The organism is Arthrobacter sp. D3-16, assembly GCF_054408515.1.
The window spans coordinates 1,732,260-1,751,133 of the sequence record NZ_CP096437.1; the positions used below are offsets into that span (position 1 = coordinate 1,732,260).

The window sequence follows — 18,874 nt, forward strand, 5'->3', positions numbered from 1 at the left end:
TGCCGCCAACGCGCAAGCGATGAAGAGGTGGTTGGGCAAGGCTGAGACCGTCCTTGGAAACCACAGCGACCGCCTCAACGCCATCAATATCTTCCCGGTGGCGGACGGCGACACAGGCACCAACCTGTACCTCACAGTCCGGGCAGCGGCCCAGTCTGCTGCGGCGGCCGGTGACCAGCCTGCACAGCTGGACGTTGGCGCAGTACTGGCCAGGGCAGGGCAGGCGGCGATGGAGGAAGCAAGGGGGAACTCCGGGACCTTGTTCTCAGTGTTCCTCTGCGCGGCGGCTGAGCCACTGGCAGGCCACACGCGTCTGACGTCCACACTGCTGGCAGCGGCCCTGAACCGCGCCCAAATCCGCGCGTGGTCTGCCCTGAGTGATCCTGTCCCTGGAACGATGCTTTCGGTGATGGAGGCTGCTGCCCGGGCGGCAGCCGCGGTGGATGCCGGACAAAACAACGATGACAGCAACCATGCCCTTGGCCTGGCCCTTGATGCCGCCGTCGAAGCCGCCCTGGCCGCCGTTATCCGCACTGAGGACCAGCTTGACGCCCTGACATCCGCGCGCGTGGTGGATGCCGGTGGAGTGGGCATGCTCCTGATCCTGGATTGCCTCCGGTCCGCTGTCCTGGGGGTGGAACTCCAAAGCGAGCTCCTTGACGGGCTGCACGGCTATGACGTGTCCGATCCCCACATTCACACTGCCATGCCCGATGACGACGGCGTCGAAGTCATGTGCACCATCAACCTCTCACCCCTGAATGCCGCGACGCTTCGGCAGCAGCTCGATGAAATCGGCGAGTCGGTCATCATGAGCCAGGTGGGCAGCAACCCCGACAGTGACGGGAACTACCGCTGGCGGGTCCACGTCCACGTTCCGGCCCCGGAAGCGGCTGTTGCCATCATCCGTTCCCTCGGGGAGCCCGCCCAGATCAGTATCAGCGAACTCGCCCTGCCGCGGGAACCGCACCCGGACGCAGTGAACTCCAGTGGGCATGAACGCTGAAACGGACCTGGCGCTGGAACGCAGGATAGGCAAACGTTCCGCGGCGGTCATTGAAAAGCACCTGGGCATCGCCACCGTGGAAGGCCTCCTGCATTACTTTCCGCGCCGCTACATGACCCGGGGTGAGCTGACGCCCATCAGCGAGCTTCCCCTCGACGAGGAAGTCACCCTTATTGCCCGGGTGCTGTCCAGCAGCACACGGAACATGCAGGCACGGCGCGGGACGATCACCGACGTCATAGTTTCCGACGACGACGGGCAGCAGGGGCTCCGGCTGGTAGGCGGCCGGGACTACCGCGGCAAAGTTCCCGGCACGCTCAAGATCAGCTTCTTCAACGGCTACAAAGCGAAAGCCGAACTCCTGCAGGGCCGCCGCGCCCTGTTCTCGGGGAAGGTCACCAGCTTCAAAGGATCACTTGGCCTGACCAACCCGGATTTCCAGCTCCTGGATGAAGATCCGTTCAGCGAGGGCGGACAGGACCCGGAAAAACTCGCAGCCATGCCCATCCCCGTGTACCCGGCAACGGCCAAACTCCCCAGCTGGAAAATCCAGAAGACCATAGAGACCCTGTTGGAAACCCTGGACCTGGACGCCTTGCCTGATCCTGTCCCGGTGGCCATCGCTGCGCGTGAGGAATTCCTGCCGCTCGCCCAGGCGTACAGGCTTATCCACGCTCCCGGGTCCGCTGATGACTGGCGCCGGGCGAGGGACCGCTTCAGGTACCACGAGGCCCTAGTGCTGCAGTCCGCGCTGGCCAGGCGCCGAGCACAGTTGGCCTCGGAGGAGGCGACGGCACGCCGTCCCGTCGCGGAAGGTCTCCTTGCCGCGTTCGACGCTAACCTCCCCTTCACCCTCACGGCCGGGCAGGCCGCCGTCGGGAAGACCTTCGCAGCGGAACTGGCCCGTGATACTCCCATGAACCGACTGCTGCAGGGCGAAGTAGGTTCCGGCAAGACCATCGTGGCGTTGCGTGCCATGCTGCAGGTGGTGGACGCCGGGGGACAGGCGGCACTTCTGGCGCCCACCGAAGTCCTCGCGGCGCAGCATTTCGAGTCGATCCGCCGCGCACTGGGGCCGCTCTCCAGGGACGGCCTGCTGGGAGGGCTCGGCGACGCGTCCGTCCAGGTCACGCTGCTGACCGGTTCCATGCCTGCCGCCGCCCGAAAGCAGGCCCTGCTCGACGCCGCCTCGGGAACCGCCGGGATCATCATCGGCACCCATGCCCTCCTCAGCGGAAACGTCACTTTTTACGATCTTGGCCTGATCGTGGTGGACGAGCAGCACCGCTTCGGCGTGGAGCAACGTGATGCACTCCGGGCCAAGGCCAGGAAGCCGCCCCACCTGCTGGTGATGACCGCCACCCCCATCCCGCGGACCGTTGCCATGACCGTGTTCGGGGACCTTGAGACGTCGGTTCTCGACGAGCTCCCCGAGGGCCGGGCGCCCATCAGCACGCATTTGGTGGGGCTTGCGGAGAACCCTGCCTGGGCCGGCCGCATTTGGGCCCGTTCCCGTGAGGAAATCGACGCCGGACACCAGGTGTACGTCGTCTGCCCGAAGATCGGTACCGATGACGACGGCGATTTCAGCCCCGGGGAGGCCGACCTGGCCGAGGGCTCCGACGGGGAGAGCGGACGGGAACTGGCATCGGTGAACGCCGTTGTCGAACAGCTTCTGGACGAACCTGCCCTTTCCGGGGTTCCGTTGGCACCGCTGCACGGGCGCCAGCCACCCGAAGTGAAAACCGCCACCATGGCGGGCTTCACGGCAAACGCCGTCAAGCTCCTGGTCTCCACCACCGTAATTGAGGTGGGTGTGGACGTTCCCAATGCCACCCTTATGGTCATTCTCGACGCCGACAGGTTCGGCATCTCCCAACTGCACCAGCTGCGCGGCCGGGTTGGCCGTGGCGGCCTGCCGGGGACCTGCCTGCTGGTCACCGCCCTGGAACCGGAACACCCCAGCCGGCGGAGGCTGGACGCAGTGGCCGCCACCACGGACGGTTTCGAACTTTCCCAGGAAGACCTGAAGCTGCGCCGCGAGGGCGACATCCTGGGCGCTTCCCAATCCGGCGGGCGCTCCACGCTGAGACTTCTTCGGGTGCTCGAGCATGAAGCTGTCATCAGCCGCGCCAGGGACGATGCCCAGCACATTGTGGCGCAGGACCCGTCGCTGGGTGCACACCCGGATCTGTCAGAGGCAATCGACAAGTACCTGAACCCCGAAAAGGAGGCGTTCCTTGAACGCGGTTAGCACGGTTGAATCCAGAGTCTACGGCGTCCGAAGCGGTGGTTCCGAATGAGCCGCATCATCTCCGGGGCCGCCGGCGGGACGCCCCTGCAGGCTGTTCCGGGTTCCCTGACCAGGCCCACCACGGACCGCGTGAAGGAAGCACTGTTCTCGAGGCTGGACGCCTTCGGCGTCATCAGCGGTGCGCGGGTCCTGGACCTGTACGCCGGCTCAGGTTCGCTCGGTGTGGAGAGCGGAAGCAGGGGCGCGCAGACCGTGGACCTGGTGGAATTCGACGCCAAGGCCAGCGCAGTCTGCCAGCGCAACGCCGATCTCATCAACGGGGTTTTGGGCCGCAAAGCCGTGACGGTCCACCGGTCGAAGGTCGAGCCTTTCCTGGAACGCGCCGCGGCCACGGCAATCTGGGACCTCGTCTTCCTGGACCCGCCCTATCCGCTGGAGGAGGTCGCGCTGTCCGCGGTGCTCGAAAAGCTCGCTGCCCACCTTTCGCCGGCGGCTGTGGTGGTGGTGGAACGCTCGTCCCGCTCCCCGGAGCCTGGCTGGCCCGGCGGCCTGGCCCGGTTCGCGGAGAAAAAGTACGGTGAGACCCGGCTGTGGTACGCAGAGCCTTTTGTGCCGGACGCCGTTGACCCGGATGTCGTTGACCAGGGCCTGGTGGACCAGGACGTGGTTGATCGGGACCAGGTTGATCAGGACTAGGGCGAAAGCGCGTCCAGGTCCACGCCGGCAAGAACTTTGGCGGGATGCGGTCCGCGGGCTGCCAATGCTTCGGACCAGCCTTCCGGCCAGGGCGCCTGGGTGCCGGCCAGGATGATGTTGCCCGGGTAGCGGCCCTCGAACATGCCTGCTTCGGCCAGCGCCGCTACATCGCCCATCGCCTGCCGCATCGCCGCGACCTGGCTGCGGACCAGGGTGAGGCCCGGTTCGTCGCCCACGTTGACAATCAGCAGCCCCCGCGGGGTAAGCCGTTCCCGTACCTCGCTGTAAAACTCCCTGCAGGCAAGGTGGGCCGGGGCCTCCGGCCCGGAGAAGATATCGAGGATAACGACGTCGAACCGCAGTCCCGGTTCGAGTTCCGCGAGTGCCCCGCGGGCGTCTCCGATGATGGTGCTCAGGTCCGTCCCCTCCGGGAGGGGCAACTGGCGCACGACGAAGTCCAGCAGTTCACGTTCCAGTTCCACCGCATATTGAGCGGAGCCCGGCCTGGTCGCCTGGATATAGCGGGCCAGGGTCAGTGCCCCTGCCCCCAAATGCAGTGCTGTCACAGGCTTTCCGGGAGGTGCGGCCAGATCCACGAGGTGGCCGATCCGCCGCAGGTACTCGTAAAAAATCTCGTCCGGCTGTGCCAAATTCACATGTGATTGCTCTGCCCCGCCGATGCTGAGCACGTAGCTGCCGTCCGTGAAGGCGTCCGGTGCGATGGTTGCGTGCTGTCCGGTGGTTCGGAGGAACCGTTCCGCCCGTCTATCGTTCCCGGCCGCCATCAGAGCCGTCCGCTGAGGGTTGCCAGCCGGGCAGCCGCTTCCTCCAGGACTTCGGTTTTCTTGCAGAACGCGAACCGAAGGAGGCTGCGTGTCCTTTCAGCACCTTCGGGGTGGCAGAAAACGGGGACCGGGATGGCGGCCACGCCCACCAGGCCGGGGAGCCTGCGGGCCAGGTCCACCGAGTCATGGATGCCCAGCGGCGCGGTGTCCACGTTGACAAAGTACGTTCCCTGCGGTGCGAAAACGGTGAAACCGGCTGCCCGAAGGCCTTCACTGAGGATGTCGCGCTTGTGCTTCAAGGTGGCCGCAATATCGGTGTAGAAGGCGTCCGGCAGGCCAAGCCCGCCGGCAATGGCCGACTGGAACGGCGTGCCCGAACTATAGGTGAGGAATTGCTTGACCGTGCGCACAGCGGACACGAGCTCCTCGGGGCCCGTAAGCCAGCCAATCTTCCACCCGGTCAGGGAGAACGTCTTGCCGGCCGAGGAAATGGTGATGGTCCGGTCACCGGCCCCTGGCAGCGATGCCACCGGGACGTGGCGGTCGCCGAAGGTGAGATGTTCGTACACCTCGTCAGTGATGATCAGGCAGTCGTGCTTCCGGGCCAGGTCGACGACGCGCTGCAGAACAGGGCGCGGAAACACAGCACCGGTGGGGTTATGGGGGTTGTTCAGCAACACGATCCGGGTCCGCGCGTTGAAGGCAGCCTCCAGCGCGGCAAAGTCAGGCATGAAATCCGGAGCCAGCAGCGGAGCCGTCACGTGCGTGGCCCCGGACAGGCCAATGACTGCGCCGTAGGAATCGTAAAACGGCTCAAAGGTCAGTACCTCGTCGCCTGGTCCTGCAAAAGCCAGCAGGGAGGCGGCGATGCCCTCGGTGGCGCCGGTGGTAACGATCACTTCGGTCTGCGGATCGGGGGACAGGCCGTAGAACCTTGCCTGGTGCGCAGCCACTGCTTCCCGGAGCTCCGGCAGGCCCTTCCCCGGCGCGTACTGGTTCTGCCCGGATGCGATGGCTGCTCGGGCCGCTTCACGTATCTCCAGCGGCCCGTCCTCGTCCGGGAAGCCCTGACCAAGGTTTATCGCACCGGTCTGCACCGCCAGGGCCGTCATTTCCTCGAAGATGGTGACTCCCAGCCCGCCGCCGGGCCCCAGGAGGTTGGCTCCGAGCGCGGTCCGCTGCCAGGGGGCGGGGGCCAAGGGGGTGGAAACTTCCCGTCGTGGATGCATCCAGTCATGGTATCCCGGCCTTTTCATGGGGTAGGTTCGGAGCATGAGACGAGCTGTCTGCCCCGGATCCTATGACCCCATCCACAACGGCCATCTCGAGGTTATTGCACGGGCTGCCGGCCTCTTTGATGAGGTCATCGTTGCGGTATCCACCAACCCGGCCAAGAAGTACAGGTTTAGCCTGGATGAACGCCTTGAAATGGCCCGTGAAACCCTGGCCCTGCTGAAGGGAATCGTGGTGGAGCCTGTTGGGGAAGGTCTCCTCGCCGAATACTGCCGGCAGCGCGGCGTCTCCGCGATCGTCAAGGGCCTGAGGTCCTCTTCGGACTTCGACTACGAGCTCCCCATGGCCACCATGAACCGCCAGCTCAGCGGCGTGGAAACAGTGTTCCTGCCGGCCGAGGCCCACTACGTCCATCTGTCCTCCACCCTGATCAAAGAGGTCGCGAGCCTGGGCGGCAGCGTTTCGGACTACGTGCCCAGGTCCGTGCACCGGAGAATGCTTGCAGGCGAGTCGGCGCCCGAACAGCAGCCAAGAGGGTAGGCTAGTCGGGTACTTCGGCGCCGCCGGCTACCTGGTTTGAGTCCCTGCGGCTCTTCAGGCTAAGATGGTACGTCGGTCATATGTTCAACAGGAGTTCTCATTAAACGAGATGCTGGTTCGCCCCTGGCGTTCGACGTCAAGGACCTCGGACGCAGTCCGGGAAGCATGCGGACACTGAAGGAACATGTACCCGCACCAAGTGATCTTGGTGTGGCGCTTATTGGTGTTCAGGAAGGCTCGGATATCGAGCTGGATCTGAGGCTTGAGGCCGTACACGAAGGAATTCTGGTATCAGGAACCGCGCTTGCCGAAGTAACCGGTGAATGCGGGCGATGCCTGGATCCCCTTGCGTATGACCTTGAGGTCAATGTGCAAGAACTTTTCTTCTATGAAGGCGCAGAGCTTTCGGACGAAGAAGATGATGAAGAGCAACGTCGAGTCGAGCACGATGTAATCGATCTTGAACCGGTGTTGCGGGACGCGGTTGTCACCAATCTGCCGTTCCAGCCGGTGTGCCGGGAAGACTGCCAGGGCCTTTGCTCCGAATGCGGAGTTCGCCTGGAAGACGAGCCGGGGCACCACCACGAGGTCTTGGATCCTCGCTGGGCTGCCCTAGCTGATATGGCTAAGCCTGACCGGCAAAATTGATTTGTACGTGTTTGTCTAGAGAGAAATGAGTTAGCCGTGGCTGTTCCCAAGCGGAAAATGTCTCGCTCGAATACCCGCGCCCGCCGCTCGCAGTGGAAGGCGACCGCCCCCCACCTGGTGAAGACCGTGGAGAACGGCCAGGTTACTTACAGCCTGCCGCACCAGGCAAAGGTTGTCACCGACTCGGCCGGCACCGCGCTGTTCCTTGAGTACAAGGGCCGCAAGGTCGCGGACGTCTAATCGGCCCCTCCGGCTGACATGATGTCTTCAACTGAAGAGCTTTTGAAGCGTCTCGGTGTCTCTATTGACGCCGGGACGCTTCGTCTTGCGCTCACACACCGTTCCTACGCCTACGAAAACGGCGGCATCCCTACCAATGAGCGGCTTGAATTCCTCGGGGACTCCATTCTTGGCTTCTCCGTGACGGACGCTCTGTACCGGGACAATCCTGACCTGCCCGAAGGCGACCTTGCGAAGCGGCGCTCCGCCGTGGTCAGCACCCGTGCCCTCGCCGGCATCGGACGCAGCCTCGGCATTGGCGACTACATCTACCTCGGGCAGGGCGAAAAGCTGACCGAGGGCAAAAACAAGGCCTCTATCCTGGCGGACACCATGGAAGCGCTGATTGGTGCCACGTACGTGTCCAACGACATCGAGACCGCCCGCCAGTTGGTGATGCGGCTGATCGGGCCCCTGCTCAAGGACGCCGCCGCTTTGGGTGCCGGAACCGACTGGAAAACCAGCATCCAGGAACTCGCAGCAAGCCGCCAGCTCGGAACCATCCACTACGCGGTAGAGGGCTCCGGCCCGGACCACGCGCGGATATTTGCCGCCGTCCTGCACATTGGCGGCACGGCCTACGGCAAGGGCTCCGGCCACTCGAAAAAGGAAGCGGAGCAGGAAGCTGCTGCCGACGCCTGGCGTGCCCTCACCGGCAGCGCCGGTTCCGCGCCGGCGGGCAAGTCGGCCGGTTCGATCGCTGCCCAGTAGGCGACATGCCCGAACTTCCTGAGGTTGAGGTGGTCCGCCGCGGCCTGGTCAGCTGGGTCCGCGGCAGGACCATCGAACACGTGGAAGTCCTGGACCAGCGCTCCATCCGCCGTCACGCACTGGGCACCGAGGATTTCATCGGAAACCTCGAAGGTGCAACCGTGGCCGACGTCGTGCGGCGGGGCAAGTTCCTCTGGATGCCGCTGCTTGATGCCTCCGCCCGTCCTGGCGGGCCACGTCCGGGTGACAGTGACGGCCCCCCGAAAGTGGCGCTGATGGCCCATCTTGGCATGAGCGGCCAGCTGCTGATGCAGGATGGCTGCGTTGCGGACGAGAAACACCTCAAGGTACGGATCCGGCTGAGGCCGCGCGAAGGCATGCCGGAACAGTTGCGGTTCGTGGACCAGCGGATCTTCGGTGGCCTGTTCGTCACCGCTTTGGTCCCCACGGACGACGGCGGTCCGGGCGGCCTCGCAGAATCGCCTCTTCCGCTCATCGCGGAAGAAGCAGCCCACATTGCACGGGACCCCCTGGATCCGGCCTTTTCCTTTGACCTTTTCTATCGCCGCCTCCGCAAACGCAAAACAGGCCTGAAGCGGGCCTTGCTGGACCAGGGCCTGGTGTCCGGCATCGGAAATATCTATGCCGACGAGGCGTTGTGGCGCGCCCGTCTCCACTTCGCCAGGCCTACTGACACCCTGCGCCGCGCCGACGCTGAAAGGGTATTGGGCAGCGCGCGGGAGGTCATGCTGGATGCCTTGGCTGCGGGTGGAACCAGCTTCGACTCCCTGTACGTGAACGTCAACGGCGCCTCGGGATACTTTGACCGGGCCCTTAACGCCTACGGGCGGGAGGGGCAGCCGTGCAAGCGGTGCGCCGCTGCGGGAATCCACGCCACCATCCGCCGGGACCAGTTCATGAACCGGTCCTCACACACCTGCCCCGTGTGCCAGCCCCGTCCCCGCAACGGCCGCTGGTAACAGGAAGGCAGGCTGGACGTCCCGGTGCCGTCGCGCAGGAGCAGTGGCCCGTCAATCCGGGCCATTTCACCGGTAAGCAGTAGATTTGGTGCAGGGAAGCATCCGTCCCAGCCATCCAGGAGATCCAAAAGCCTTGCACCTCAAAAGCCTGACCGTCCGGGGGTTCAAGTCGTTTGCGTCCGCCACCACCTTCAATTTTGAACCTGGTGTAACCGCCGTAGTGGGCCCCAACGGCTCCGGCAAGTCCAACGTAGTGGACGCCCTTGCCTGGGTCATGGGGGAGCAGGGGGCCAAAACCCTGCGCGGCGGCAAGATGGAAGACGTCATTTTCGCCGGAACGTCGGGCCGGCCCCCACTGGGGCGTGCACACGTGTCGCTGACCATTGACAACACTGACGGTGCACTGCCCATCGAGTACAGCGAAGTCACTATCTCGCGGACGCTCTTCCGGGCCGGCGGTTCCGAGTACGCCATCAATGGCGCGGGTTGCCGGCTGCTCGACATCCAGGAACTGCTGTCTGACTCAGGCCTGGGCCGGGAGATGCACGTGATTGTGGGCCAGGGCCAGCTGGACCGGGTCCTCCACGCCACCCCCGAAGACCGCCGGGGCTTCATTGAGGAAGCCGCCGGAATCCTCAAACACCGGCGCCGCAAGGAGCGGACAGTCCGCAAGCTGGAAGCCATGCAGGCCAACCTGCAGCGGCTCACTGACCTGACCGGCGAAATCAGGCGCCAGCTGACCCCGCTGGGTAAACAGGCCGAGGTGGCCCGGCGGGCCCAGCGCGTCCAGTTCGACGTCCGCGATGCCAGGGCGCGGCTGCTCGCTGATGACCTCGTCCAGCTCCAGGAAGCGCTGGCGCAGGACGTCGCGGACGAAGCCGCGCTGAAATCCCGGCGGGCCGCCGTCGAGCAGGAACTGGAAACCGGGCGCCGGCATCAGGCTGCCCTGGAGCAGTTGGCCGCGGAAGCAACCCCGAAGCTGAACGCGGCAAGGGACACCTGGTACCGGCTGACGGCCTCGCGTGAACGGTTCCGTTCCCTCGGTACGTTGGCGCAGGAACGCACCCGCCTGCTCGGGTCGGCGGAGCCCCCGGCAGCGGGCCGCGATCCTGAGCAGCTGGAGCGGCAGGCCGCACGGGTCCGCGGGGAACTTGCCGGGCTCGAACGTGACATCCTCAGTATGCGAAGTGCCCTTGAGGCCGCCAGCGCCGCGAAGGCGGAGGCAGAGGCAGCCGCACTGGCAGAGGACAAAAGGCTCACTGCGGTGCTGCGGGCAGCCGCTGACCGGCGTGAAGGACTGGCCCGGCTGGCCGGCCAGGTGGCTGCAGCGAGGTCACGGGTGGAATCCGCGCAAGCCGAGCTGGGCAGGCTCCGGGAATCCCAGGCTGCCGGGGCGGAACGGCGTGCCCGCGCCCAGTCCGAGTTCACGGCGTTGGAAAACCAGGTGGCCGGCGTGGAAGAAGGGGAGGAATCCCTTGACGCCGATTATGAGGCGGCCAGTGAAGCACTCGATGCAGTGCTTCAGGAGATCTCCGGCTTCAAGGCGGCCGTCAGCGAGGGAATCCGCAAGCGTGATGCCCTGGTGGCGCGCCGTGACGCCCTTCAACTTGGGCTCAACCGGAAGGACGGGGGAGGGCACGTCCTCGACTCCGGACTGGCAGGAGTACTTGGCACCCTCGCCGGGGAACTGGCGGTGGAACCCGGCTATGAAACGGCGATAGCCGCTGCCCTGGGGGAAGCCTCGGACGCCGTCCTCGTACAAGACCATGAGGCAGCCGCCGGTGTGGTTCAACTCCTCAAGGACGACGACGCCGGGCGGGCATCGTTCCTGCTCCATGCCGGGGGCGCCGCGCACGGAGCGGAGGCGGATGAAGCACCGCCCCTGCCGGAAGGTGCCCGATGGGCCGCGGGCCTGGTGCAGGACGCCGGACGCGCAGCCCCGGCGGTGAGGCACCTGCTCGCAGGCACCGCCGTCGTAACCGACGTCCGGGCGGCCGCAGCGCTGGTGTCCGCACGCTCCGGTATCACCGCGGTGACGCGGGAAGGGGACGTCTTCACTGCGGTTTCAGCCACGGGCGGCTCCGCGAAGGCGCCGTCGCTCCTTGAAGTCCAAGCCGCCGTGGACGACGCCGAGAGCAGGCTTTCGTCCGTCACGGCCGAGCTGGAGCGGAACAGGTTCGCCCTTGCCGGGGCAGAGGCGCGGCGTGCGGAGGCGCAGGAACGCGCCGATGCGGCACTCGACCGGCTGCACGAATCAGATGCCAGGCTGGCGGCCGTGGCGGAACGCCTCGGCCACCTCAACTCTGTACTCCGCAGCGCAGTGGGCGAAAGCGACCGGCTGGCGGCGTCACTGGCTCGAGCCGAAGCGAACGTCGTGGCAGAGCAGGAGGCACTCGCCGCCGTGGCGGCGCGGCTTGCCGCAGCCCAGGAGGCGCCCCTGGAACAGGAGCCCTCCACCGAACACCGGGATGCCCTCGCCCAGGCAGCCTCCACAGCCCGTGCCGCCGAGGTGGAGGCACGGCTGGCGCTGCGCAGCGCCGAAGAGCAGCTAACAGCAACCCGGAACCGGGTTGATTCGCTGGAACGGGCCGCTGCCACCGAGCGCCGTGCCCGGGAGGAAGCAGCCGAACGCGCCCGCCGCCGCCGGGCCCAGGCGAAACGCGCTGCCGCTGTGGCCGCCGCAGTTGAACTGGCACTCCAGTACATGGATCTGTCCGTGGACCTGGCAAGGCACGAACGCGACCTTGCTGAAGAGAACAGGGAACAGCGGGACAAGGAACTGCTGCACCTCCGGAGCGCGAACGACCTGTTCGCCCGGGAACTTGCCGAGCTCACGGACAACGTTCACCGCGATGAACTCGCCCGCACCCAGCAACGGGGCCGCATCGAAGCCCTGGAAAGCCGTTCCATCGATGAACTCGGAATCACCCCCGATGCCTTGGTGTCGGACTACGGGCCGCAGGTCCCCGTTCCGGTCCCTGCCGAAGAAAACGGCGACAAGTGGGCCGCCCTGCGCGCACCGGTGGACGCCGCCGGAGCGGACATCATCGAGGGCAAGCCCTACGTCCGGGAGGAGCAGGAGAAACGGCTTCGCAAAGCAGAACGCGACCTCGCCAGCCTGGGCAGGGTCAACCCCTTGGCGCTTGAGGAATTCGCCGCGCTTGAGGAGCGCCATCAGTTCCTCAGCTCGCAGCTGGAGGACCTGAAGGCCAGCCGGAAGGACCTGCTGGACATCATCAAGGAAGTGGATGACCGCGTCCAGCGGGTTTTCACGGAAGCCTTCGAGGACACCCAGGCGCAGTTCACCAGGGTCTTCGCCCGGTTGTTTCCCGGCGGTGAAGGACGGCTGGTACTCACCGATCCGGGGGACATGCTCACCACCGGCATCGAAGTGGAAGCCCGCCCTGCCGGAAAGAAAATCAAGCGGCTTTCGCTCTTGTCCGGCGGTGAACGATCCCTGACGGCAGTGGCCCTGCTGGTTGCGATCTTCAAGGCCCGGCCGTCGCCGTTCTACGTGATGGACGAGGTGGAAGCCGCTTTGGACGACACAAACCTTGGCCGCCTCATCACCATCTTCGAGGAACTCCGGGAGTCCAGCCAGCTCATCGTCATCACCCACCAGAAGCGGACCATGGAAGTAGCCGATGCGCTCTATGGCGTGACCATGAGGGGCGACGGTGTCTCAACCGTCATCAGCCAGCGCCTGGGCGCCGAGGTGTAGGCGCGCTGTCCCCAGGGCCGCCCCGGCGCCGCCCGTAACGCCTGCTGCGTTATGAGAAGCTAGGGGAGTGAATGACATCCTCCCCATAATTTTGTCCATTGTTGCTGCCTTGGCGGTTATTGGCGGGCTGATTCCGGTCCTGCTCAAGACGCGGAAGAACATCACCCAGTACCCGGACACGCGGGATGCGAACGACCCCGTCCTGCCACGGAGCGGGAGCACAGCGGTCGATGACAGTCCGGCCCCGGTAACCGACCGCCGGGCCCCCGACGGCGTCGACCTGGAGGGTCTGGACACCACCACGGTGCCGGACGATGCAGCCGGCCTTGAAGTCATCCCGGTCGAGACGCCGCTGCCCGTTGCCGGCCGCCTCATCCGCCTTCGCGAACGGCTGGTCCGCTCCAACAACATCATGGGCAAGGGCCTCCTCGCACTGCTTTCCAGCGACCAGATCGACGAGAACGTCTGGGACGAAGTGGAGGAAACCCTCCTCCTGGCGGACCTTGGCACCGAGCCCACCATGCAGCTTGTGGACGCCCTGCGGGAGCGCGTCAAGGTGTTGGGCACCCGGACTCCGGAGCAGGTCAAGGTGCTGCTCCGGGAGGAACTCATCAAGCTTGTGGACCCCACCATGGACCGAACCCTGAACGTGCAGCGCCACGCTGACAAGCCGGCCGTCATGATGGTGGTAGGCGTGAACGGCGTCGGCAAGACCACCACCGTGGGCAAGCTCGCCCGCGTGCTCGTGGCGGAAGACAAGGACGTGCTCCTCGGCGCCGCGGACACCTTCCGTGCTGCGGCCGCTGAGCAGCTGGCCACGTGGGGCCAGCGGGTGGGCGTCCCCACCGTGAAGTCGGACATCGAGGGTGCCGATCCGGCATCCGTTGCCTACGAGGCAGTGAAGGCCGGTATCGACCAGGAAGTCGACGTGGTGATGATCGACACAGCAGGCCGGCTCCAGAACAAGGTCGGCCTCATGGACGAACTGGGGAAGGTCAAGCGCGTGGTTGAGAAGCTGGCCGAGGTGGATGAGGTCCTCCTGGTGCTGGATGCAACCACCGGCCAGAACGGCCTGAGCCAGGCCCGAGTCTTCTCGGAAGTTGTCAACATCACCGGTATCGTCCTGACGAAGCTGGACGGCACGGCCAAGGGCGGCATCGTCGTCGCCATCCAGAAGACCCTCGGCGTGCCAGTCAAGCTCATTGGACTGGGCGAAGGCGCTGACGACCTTGCTCCGTTCGAGGCTGAAGCGTTTGTGGACGCACTGCTGAACTAGCGCCCGTCCGCGGCTTTGCCTGCCCGAAGGGTCTCGCGCGTGCTTAACCAGCTGCAGGCGGCAACCAGCAGGACGCCGCCGGTGACGCCGAAAGCCCAGCCGTAGCCGAGGCGGTCCGCCAGCAGGCCGGCCAGCACGGGCCCGACGATCGCCCCGACGTCGGATGTCATCTGGTACACCGCCAGGACTTTGCCGCCGGACCGCCCGTTGCCGATCACGTCGGCGACGGCGGCCTGCTGGGCGGGCCCGAACAGGCCGGAGCCGACGCCGGCAAGCGCCGAGGCTGCCAGGAACCACGCCAGCTCACCGGCGAAGCCGATACCGGCAGTGGAAGCGGCAGCCACCAGCAGGCCCGAGATCATCATGGGCTTGCGCCCCATGCTGTCCGCGAGCCGGCCTGAGAAGGTCAGCGCCACGGCGTTGCCTGCGGCGAACACCGCCAAGGCCAGCCCTGCCGCCTCGGGCCCGGCCCCGAAGGCGGCAGCGGCAAACAGGGGAACGGTGGCCATGCGTACGCCGAAACTGGCCCAGCCGTTGGCGAAGCTGGATATCAACGCAGCCCGGTACGGTCCTGTCGCCAGGGCCTCGCCAAGCTTCATCTCCGGCGCCCGCTGCTGCGCCTCCCCCGACCCGCGGCGCTGATGGCTGAGCTGCGTCTGGACCACCAGGGCGGCAACGATCAGGGCTGCGGCATACGCCAGGAACGGTACCCGGAGGCCGAATCCGGCCAGCAGCCCGCCCACAATCGGCCCGCAGACATTGCCGATCAGGAACGCTGACGCGTACGCGCCGGACACCCTGCCCCGGCTCTCCGGCGGTGCCAACCGGATCACCAGGGCCATGGACGCCACGGTGAACATCACCGACCCCGCGCCGCCGAGCCCGCGGAAAAGCAGCAGCTGCCAGTAATCCTGGGCGAACGCGCACGCCGCCGTGGATACTGCCACAATCAGCAATCCGGCCACATAGACAGGGCGTTCACCAAACCGCCCGATGAGGCTGCCGCCCGCCGGGGCAAACACGAGCCGCATGAACGCGAAGATGGCAACAATCACGGATGCCTCGGTGTTGCCCACCCCGAACGTGGTGGCGAACTGAGGCAATACAGGCGCAACAAGCCCGAATCCCAGCGCAATCAGGAACGCCGCGACGAGCATCACCTTAATATCGCGGGGTAGCCGCTCCCGCTGCGGCCGCAGCCGGGCCAGGATCCTTGAAGTGGCGCCGCTGCCGCGGGGTGGTGCCGTCATGATGCGCAAATCCTTGCAATCTGGAGGGCCGGGGGTCGGCGGAAACGATGAAACACAACCGTAACAAGCGCGATATGCACCATTTACTTCCTAGAGGTTGTTGTAACAGGCCGGCAATCTAAATCCTCCGTGGGCGAAACACGGCGCGGACAAACTCGTTACAGGACGCAAAAAGGCGTTGGCAGGCGGAGGACTCCGCAATATTCGACCAGAGAGGACGTGCACCATGGAACTTACCGCAGGTCACGTATGGATCATGGTGTCGGCAGCCCTCGTGCTGCTGATGACGCCGGGTCTGGCATTTTTCTACGGCGGCATGACCCGTGCCAAGGCCGCCCTGAACATGATGATGATGAGCTTCATCTCCATCGGCATGGTGGGCGTTGTCTGGGTCCTGTGGGGCGCCTCCATGAGCTCCGGTGACGGGTTCCTGCAGATCGTCGGCAACCCGTTCGCCACCTTCGGCCTCGAGGGTATCGACACTCCTGACGGAATGATCAAGATCGGCTACGCTGCCACCTTCGCCATCATCACCGTCGCACTCATCAGCGGTGCCATCGCGGACCGGGCAAAGTTCGGCGCCTGGAGCGTCTTCGTTCCCGTCTGGGTCACCCTGGTGTACTGCCCTCTGGCCTACATGGTCTGGGGCGGCGGACTCTTCGGTCCTGAAGGCGCCGTGGGCCAGGCACTCGGCCCGGCCATCGACTTCGCCGGCGGCACCGTGGTCCACATCAACGCAGGCGTAGCCGCACTGGTACTTGTCCTCATCATCGGCAACCGCAAGGGCTTCGGCAAGGATCCCAACCACCGCCCTCACAACATCCCGTTTGTGATGCTTGGCGCAGCCATGCTGTGGTTCGGCTGGTTCGGTTTCAATGGCGGCGCCGCCACCACTGCTGAGCAGGGCGGCCTCATCTGGGTCAACACGCTCGCCGCACCTGCTGCCGCCATGCTCGGCTGGCTTGTCACCGAACGTATCCGCGACGGCCACCCCACCTCACTGGGTGCAGCCTCAGGTGTTGTCGCCGGCCTGGTGGCCATCACCCCCGCCTGCGCCAACGTCAGCCCGGTCGGCGCCCTCGGCCTCGGTGTTGTGGCCGGTGTGGCCTCAGCCCTCGCTGTCGGCCTGAAGTTCCGCTGGGGCTTCGATGACTCACTTGACGTCGTCGGCGTTCACCTGGTCTCCGGCATCATCGGCACCGTGGCCCTGGGCTTCATCGCACTGCCCACAGACGGCGTGGGCGGCGGCCTCTTCTACGGCGGCGGCATGACCCAAATGTGGGCCCAGCTCGCAGCTGCCGGCATCGCCATCGCCTACTCGGCGATCCTCACGGCCATCATCGCCCTGGCGATCCACAAGACCATGGGCTTCCGGGTTTCGCAGGAACAGGAAACGGTGGGTGTGGACCTCAGCCTGCACGCCGAGACCGCCTACGAGTTCGGCGTCGGCGGACACGGCGGAAGCTTCCAGCCGCTGCACGACATGATTACGGGCAAGACCCAGCCGGAGGCTGCCGAGGCCGCCGGGGACGCCCGGAAGACCGAATCAACAACAGGCAAGGAAAGCGTGGGGGCATGAAACTGATCACCGCAATCGTCAGGCCGGAAAAGCTCGAAGCCATCCGGGAAGGACTGGAAGCCTACGGCGTACAGGGCCTGACGGTCAGCGCGGCCAGCGGCTACGGGCGGCAGCGCGGATACACGGAGGTGTACCGCGGAGCCGAGTACAACGTGGACCTCCTGCCGAAGATCCGGGTGGAAGTCCTGGCCACCGACGAGCAGGCCGACGACATCCTGGATGTCATCATCGCAAGCTCAAACACCGGCCGGGCCGGGGACGGCAAAGTCTGGACCATGGACGTCTTTGAGGCAGTGCGCGTCCGGACCGGGGAACGGGGAGTCGCCGCCATCTAGGCGGGCGACAAGCAGGAAAACAGCCAGGGAAGAGCGGGCGGGAAACCGGAAGGGTTTCCCGCCCGCTCTTCCGTTGTGCCCTCTTATGTCCGCTGCTCGGCGCACCCGCTGGGGACGCCCGCGTTTTACCCGGCCCGCACGCTACTGGACAGTTCCGAGGGCCCGGCCGATCCGGCGTCGTACTCCTCAAGCGGGACGGTGCCCTGTTGCCAGGCCTTCAGGACAGGCTCCACAATCCGCCAGCAGTCTTCTGCCGTATCGCCCCGGACTGAGAGCAGCGGATCGCCGGTGAGAACGCCCTCCAGCACTTCACCGTAGGGCAGGAGTTCGGAGGCGCTCAGTTCCGCTTCCAGGGTGACCCGGCTGAGGCTGAGGATTTCGCCGGGCCCGTTCACATCGACGTCGAATTCGAGCGTGTCCGGTCCGAAACCGATCCTGAGCTGGTTCGGCGAATCCACCCCCGTGAAACCCTTGGGAAGGTGGGGGACGGGCCTGAACGTCACCACGGCCTCCTTGCGCTTCACGCCCATGGCTTTCCCGGAGCGAAGGATGAATGGAACACCCTTCCAGCGCCAGTTATCAATCCCCACCTGGATCTGCGCCAGGGTTTCCGTTCCCCGCGACGCGTCCACGCCGTCCTCCTTCGCGTAGTCCGGCACTTCCTTCCCGGCCACCGTCCCGGACGTGTATCGCGCCCTGCGGGTGGAAGCTGCATAGGGAGCGGGGACGCTGCCCGCCCGCAGGACCGTGGAAACGGCGTCGCGCAGGTCCCGTTCGCTGATGCTCGACGGCGGCTCCATCGCCATCAGCGCCATGATCTGGAGCAGGTGGCTTTGGATCATGTCCCGGAGCGCACCCGCACCGTCGTAGTAGCGGGCCCGGCCCTCGAGCGCGAGGTCCTCGTCAAAGATGATCTCCACCTTCTCCACGTGCTCACGGTTCCACACGGGCTCCAGGAAGTTGTTGGCAAAGCGCAGGCCCAGGATGTTCAGCACCGTGGCCTTGCCCAGGAAGTGGTCCACTCTGTGGATATGGTCCTCCGGTACCAGGCGCACCAGCGTCTGGTTGAGCGAGCGGGCGGACTCCTCACTGGAACCGAAGGGCTTTTCCATCACCAGCCTCGTTCCGGACGGTACCTGGTCCGGCCGGAGGGCTTCGCAGGCCAGCTGGCTGATCCTGGGCGGCAGGGCAAAGTAGACGGCCGTGGGCCCCTCAAGGCTGGCGAGCAGCGATGCAAGCGCGACGCCGGCCGTGACATCCAGCTGGTGGTAGACGGTCTCTTTTTCCAGGTCCTCCAATGCCCGCAGGCCTTCGGGGGAAGCCGACTCTGCGGAGGCCGCGAAGGACGTACGGACCCTGTCCCGCCATTGTTCCGGGGTCCAGGAATCGGAGCCGGCCCCCACGAGACGGAGCCCTGCCGCGCGGCCTGTGGCCACAAGCCGCGCCAGGCCGGGCAGGAGCAGCCGCCCGGTAAGGTCGCCGGAAGCACCGAGGATGAGCAGGGTTTTCACTGTTGTTTGGCTCGTCATTTTGCCAGCATGCCACCTTGCGGGCCCGACTTGGTACCCTAGATAGTCGAGT

The 18,874-nt window shown here is 65.7% G+C and carries 16 protein-coding genes; 12 read left to right on the top strand and 4 right to left on the bottom strand.

What is annotated here, in order from left to right:
- Window positions 1–19: 19 nt before the first annotated feature.
- Genes M1D32_RS08265 through rsmD form a run of 3 tightly spaced genes read left to right on the top strand, consistent with a single transcriptional unit; the run spans window position 20 to window position 3,956 of the window.
- Entirely contained in the window at window positions 20–1,006 is a 987-nt protein-coding gene (locus M1D32_RS08265) for a DAK2 domain-containing protein (RefSeq protein ID WP_458781760.1), read from the top strand.
- Complete coding sequence (locus M1D32_RS08270) at window positions 996–3,260, top strand: ATP-dependent DNA helicase RecG (protein WP_458781761.1); 2,265 nt, start codon at window positions 996–998, stop codon at window positions 3,258–3,260. The genes M1D32_RS08265 and M1D32_RS08270 overlap by 11 nt, the downstream gene beginning before the upstream one ends.
- Window positions 3,261–3,305: 45 nt before the next feature.
- Window positions 3,306–3,956 (top strand): 16S rRNA (guanine(966)-N(2))-methyltransferase RsmD, encoded by a 651-nt coding sequence (gene rsmD, locus M1D32_RS08275; protein ID WP_458781762.1) that lies wholly within the window; start codon window positions 3,306–3,308, stop codon window positions 3,954–3,956.
- Here the strand turns inward: rsmD and M1D32_RS08280 are convergent.
- Together M1D32_RS08280 and M1D32_RS08285 are read right to left on the bottom strand one after the other, a co-directional pair.
- A complete protein-coding gene (locus M1D32_RS08280) occupies window positions 3,953–4,741 on the bottom strand; it encodes a spermidine synthase (RefSeq protein WP_458781763.1) in 789 nt (262 codons plus the stop codon). The genes rsmD and M1D32_RS08280 overlap by 4 nt on opposite strands.
- Complete coding sequence (locus M1D32_RS08285; RefSeq protein WP_458781764.1) at window positions 4,741–5,970, bottom strand: aminotransferase class I/II-fold pyridoxal phosphate-dependent enzyme; 1,230 nt, start codon at window positions 5,968–5,970, stop codon at window positions 4,741–4,743. The genes M1D32_RS08280 and M1D32_RS08285 overlap by 1 nt, the downstream gene beginning before the upstream one ends.
- Before the next feature lie 43 nt (window positions 5,971–6,013).
- Between M1D32_RS08285 and coaD the strand changes: the two genes are divergently transcribed.
- The 7 genes from coaD to ftsY all read left to right on the top strand — a co-directional run bounded on the left by coaD (window position 6,014) and on the right by ftsY (window position 14,129).
- Entirely contained in the window at window positions 6,014–6,514 is a 501-nt protein-coding gene (gene coaD / locus M1D32_RS08290; RefSeq protein ID WP_458781765.1) for a pantetheine-phosphate adenylyltransferase, read from the top strand.
- 123 nt (window positions 6,515–6,637) lie between these two features.
- Entirely contained in the window at window positions 6,638–7,162 is a 525-nt protein-coding gene (locus M1D32_RS08295; RefSeq protein ID WP_458782138.1) for a YceD family protein, read from the top strand.
- Window positions 7,163–7,198: 36 nt separating this feature from the next.
- The gene (gene rpmF, locus M1D32_RS08300) at window positions 7,199–7,402 is read left to right on the top strand and encodes a 50S ribosomal protein L32 (protein WP_009356569.1); all 204 of its coding nucleotides are present in this window, start codon (window positions 7,199–7,201) and stop codon (window positions 7,400–7,402) included.
- A gap of 21 nt (window positions 7,403–7,423) precedes the next feature.
- The gene (gene rnc, locus M1D32_RS08305) at window positions 7,424–8,152 is read left to right on the top strand and encodes a ribonuclease III (RefSeq protein WP_458782139.1); all 729 of its coding nucleotides are present in this window, start codon (window positions 7,424–7,426) and stop codon (window positions 8,150–8,152) included.
- Window positions 8,153–8,157: 5 nt separating this feature from the next.
- Entirely contained in the window at window positions 8,158–9,132 is a 975-nt protein-coding gene (gene mutM, locus M1D32_RS08310; RefSeq protein ID WP_458781766.1) for a bifunctional DNA-formamidopyrimidine glycosylase/DNA-(apurinic or apyrimidinic site) lyase, read from the top strand.
- 133 nt (window positions 9,133–9,265) lie between these two features.
- The gene (gene smc / locus M1D32_RS08315; protein ID WP_458781767.1) at window positions 9,266–12,853 is read left to right on the top strand and encodes a chromosome segregation protein SMC; all 3,588 of its coding nucleotides are present in this window, start codon (window positions 9,266–9,268) and stop codon (window positions 12,851–12,853) included.
- A gap of 67 nt (window positions 12,854–12,920) precedes the next feature.
- Window positions 12,921–14,129: a signal recognition particle-docking protein FtsY gene (ftsY, locus tag M1D32_RS08320; protein ID WP_458781768.1), complete on the top strand. Its 1,209-nt coding sequence runs from the start codon at window positions 12,921–12,923 to the stop codon at window positions 14,127–14,129.
- Here ftsY and M1D32_RS08325 read toward each other — a convergent pair.
- Window positions 14,126–15,379 (bottom strand): MFS transporter, encoded by a 1,254-nt coding sequence (locus tag M1D32_RS08325; RefSeq protein WP_458781769.1) that lies wholly within the window; start codon window positions 15,377–15,379, stop codon window positions 14,126–14,128. The two genes, ftsY and M1D32_RS08325, sit on opposite strands and share 4 nt — an antisense overlap.
- A gap of 226 nt (window positions 15,380–15,605) precedes the next feature.
- On the opposite strand from M1D32_RS08325, the gene M1D32_RS08330 reads away from it, so the two are divergent.
- Both M1D32_RS08330 and M1D32_RS08335 read left to right on the top strand, forming a co-directional pair.
- A complete protein-coding gene (locus M1D32_RS08330; protein ID WP_458781770.1) occupies window positions 15,606–16,958 on the top strand; it encodes an ammonium transporter in 1,353 nt (450 codons plus the stop codon).
- Window positions 16,955–17,293: a P-II family nitrogen regulator gene (locus M1D32_RS08335; RefSeq protein WP_015937412.1), complete on the top strand. Its 339-nt coding sequence runs from the start codon at window positions 16,955–16,957 to the stop codon at window positions 17,291–17,293. Before M1D32_RS08330 ends, M1D32_RS08335 begins: the two co-directional genes overlap by 4 nt.
- 125 nt (window positions 17,294–17,418) lie before the next feature.
- Here the strand turns inward: M1D32_RS08335 and M1D32_RS08340 are convergent, their stop codons facing one another.
- A complete protein-coding gene (locus tag M1D32_RS08340) occupies window positions 17,419–18,822 on the bottom strand; it encodes a glucose-6-phosphate dehydrogenase (protein WP_458781771.1) in 1,404 nt (467 codons plus the stop codon).
- Window positions 18,823–18,874 lie beyond the last annotated feature (52 nt).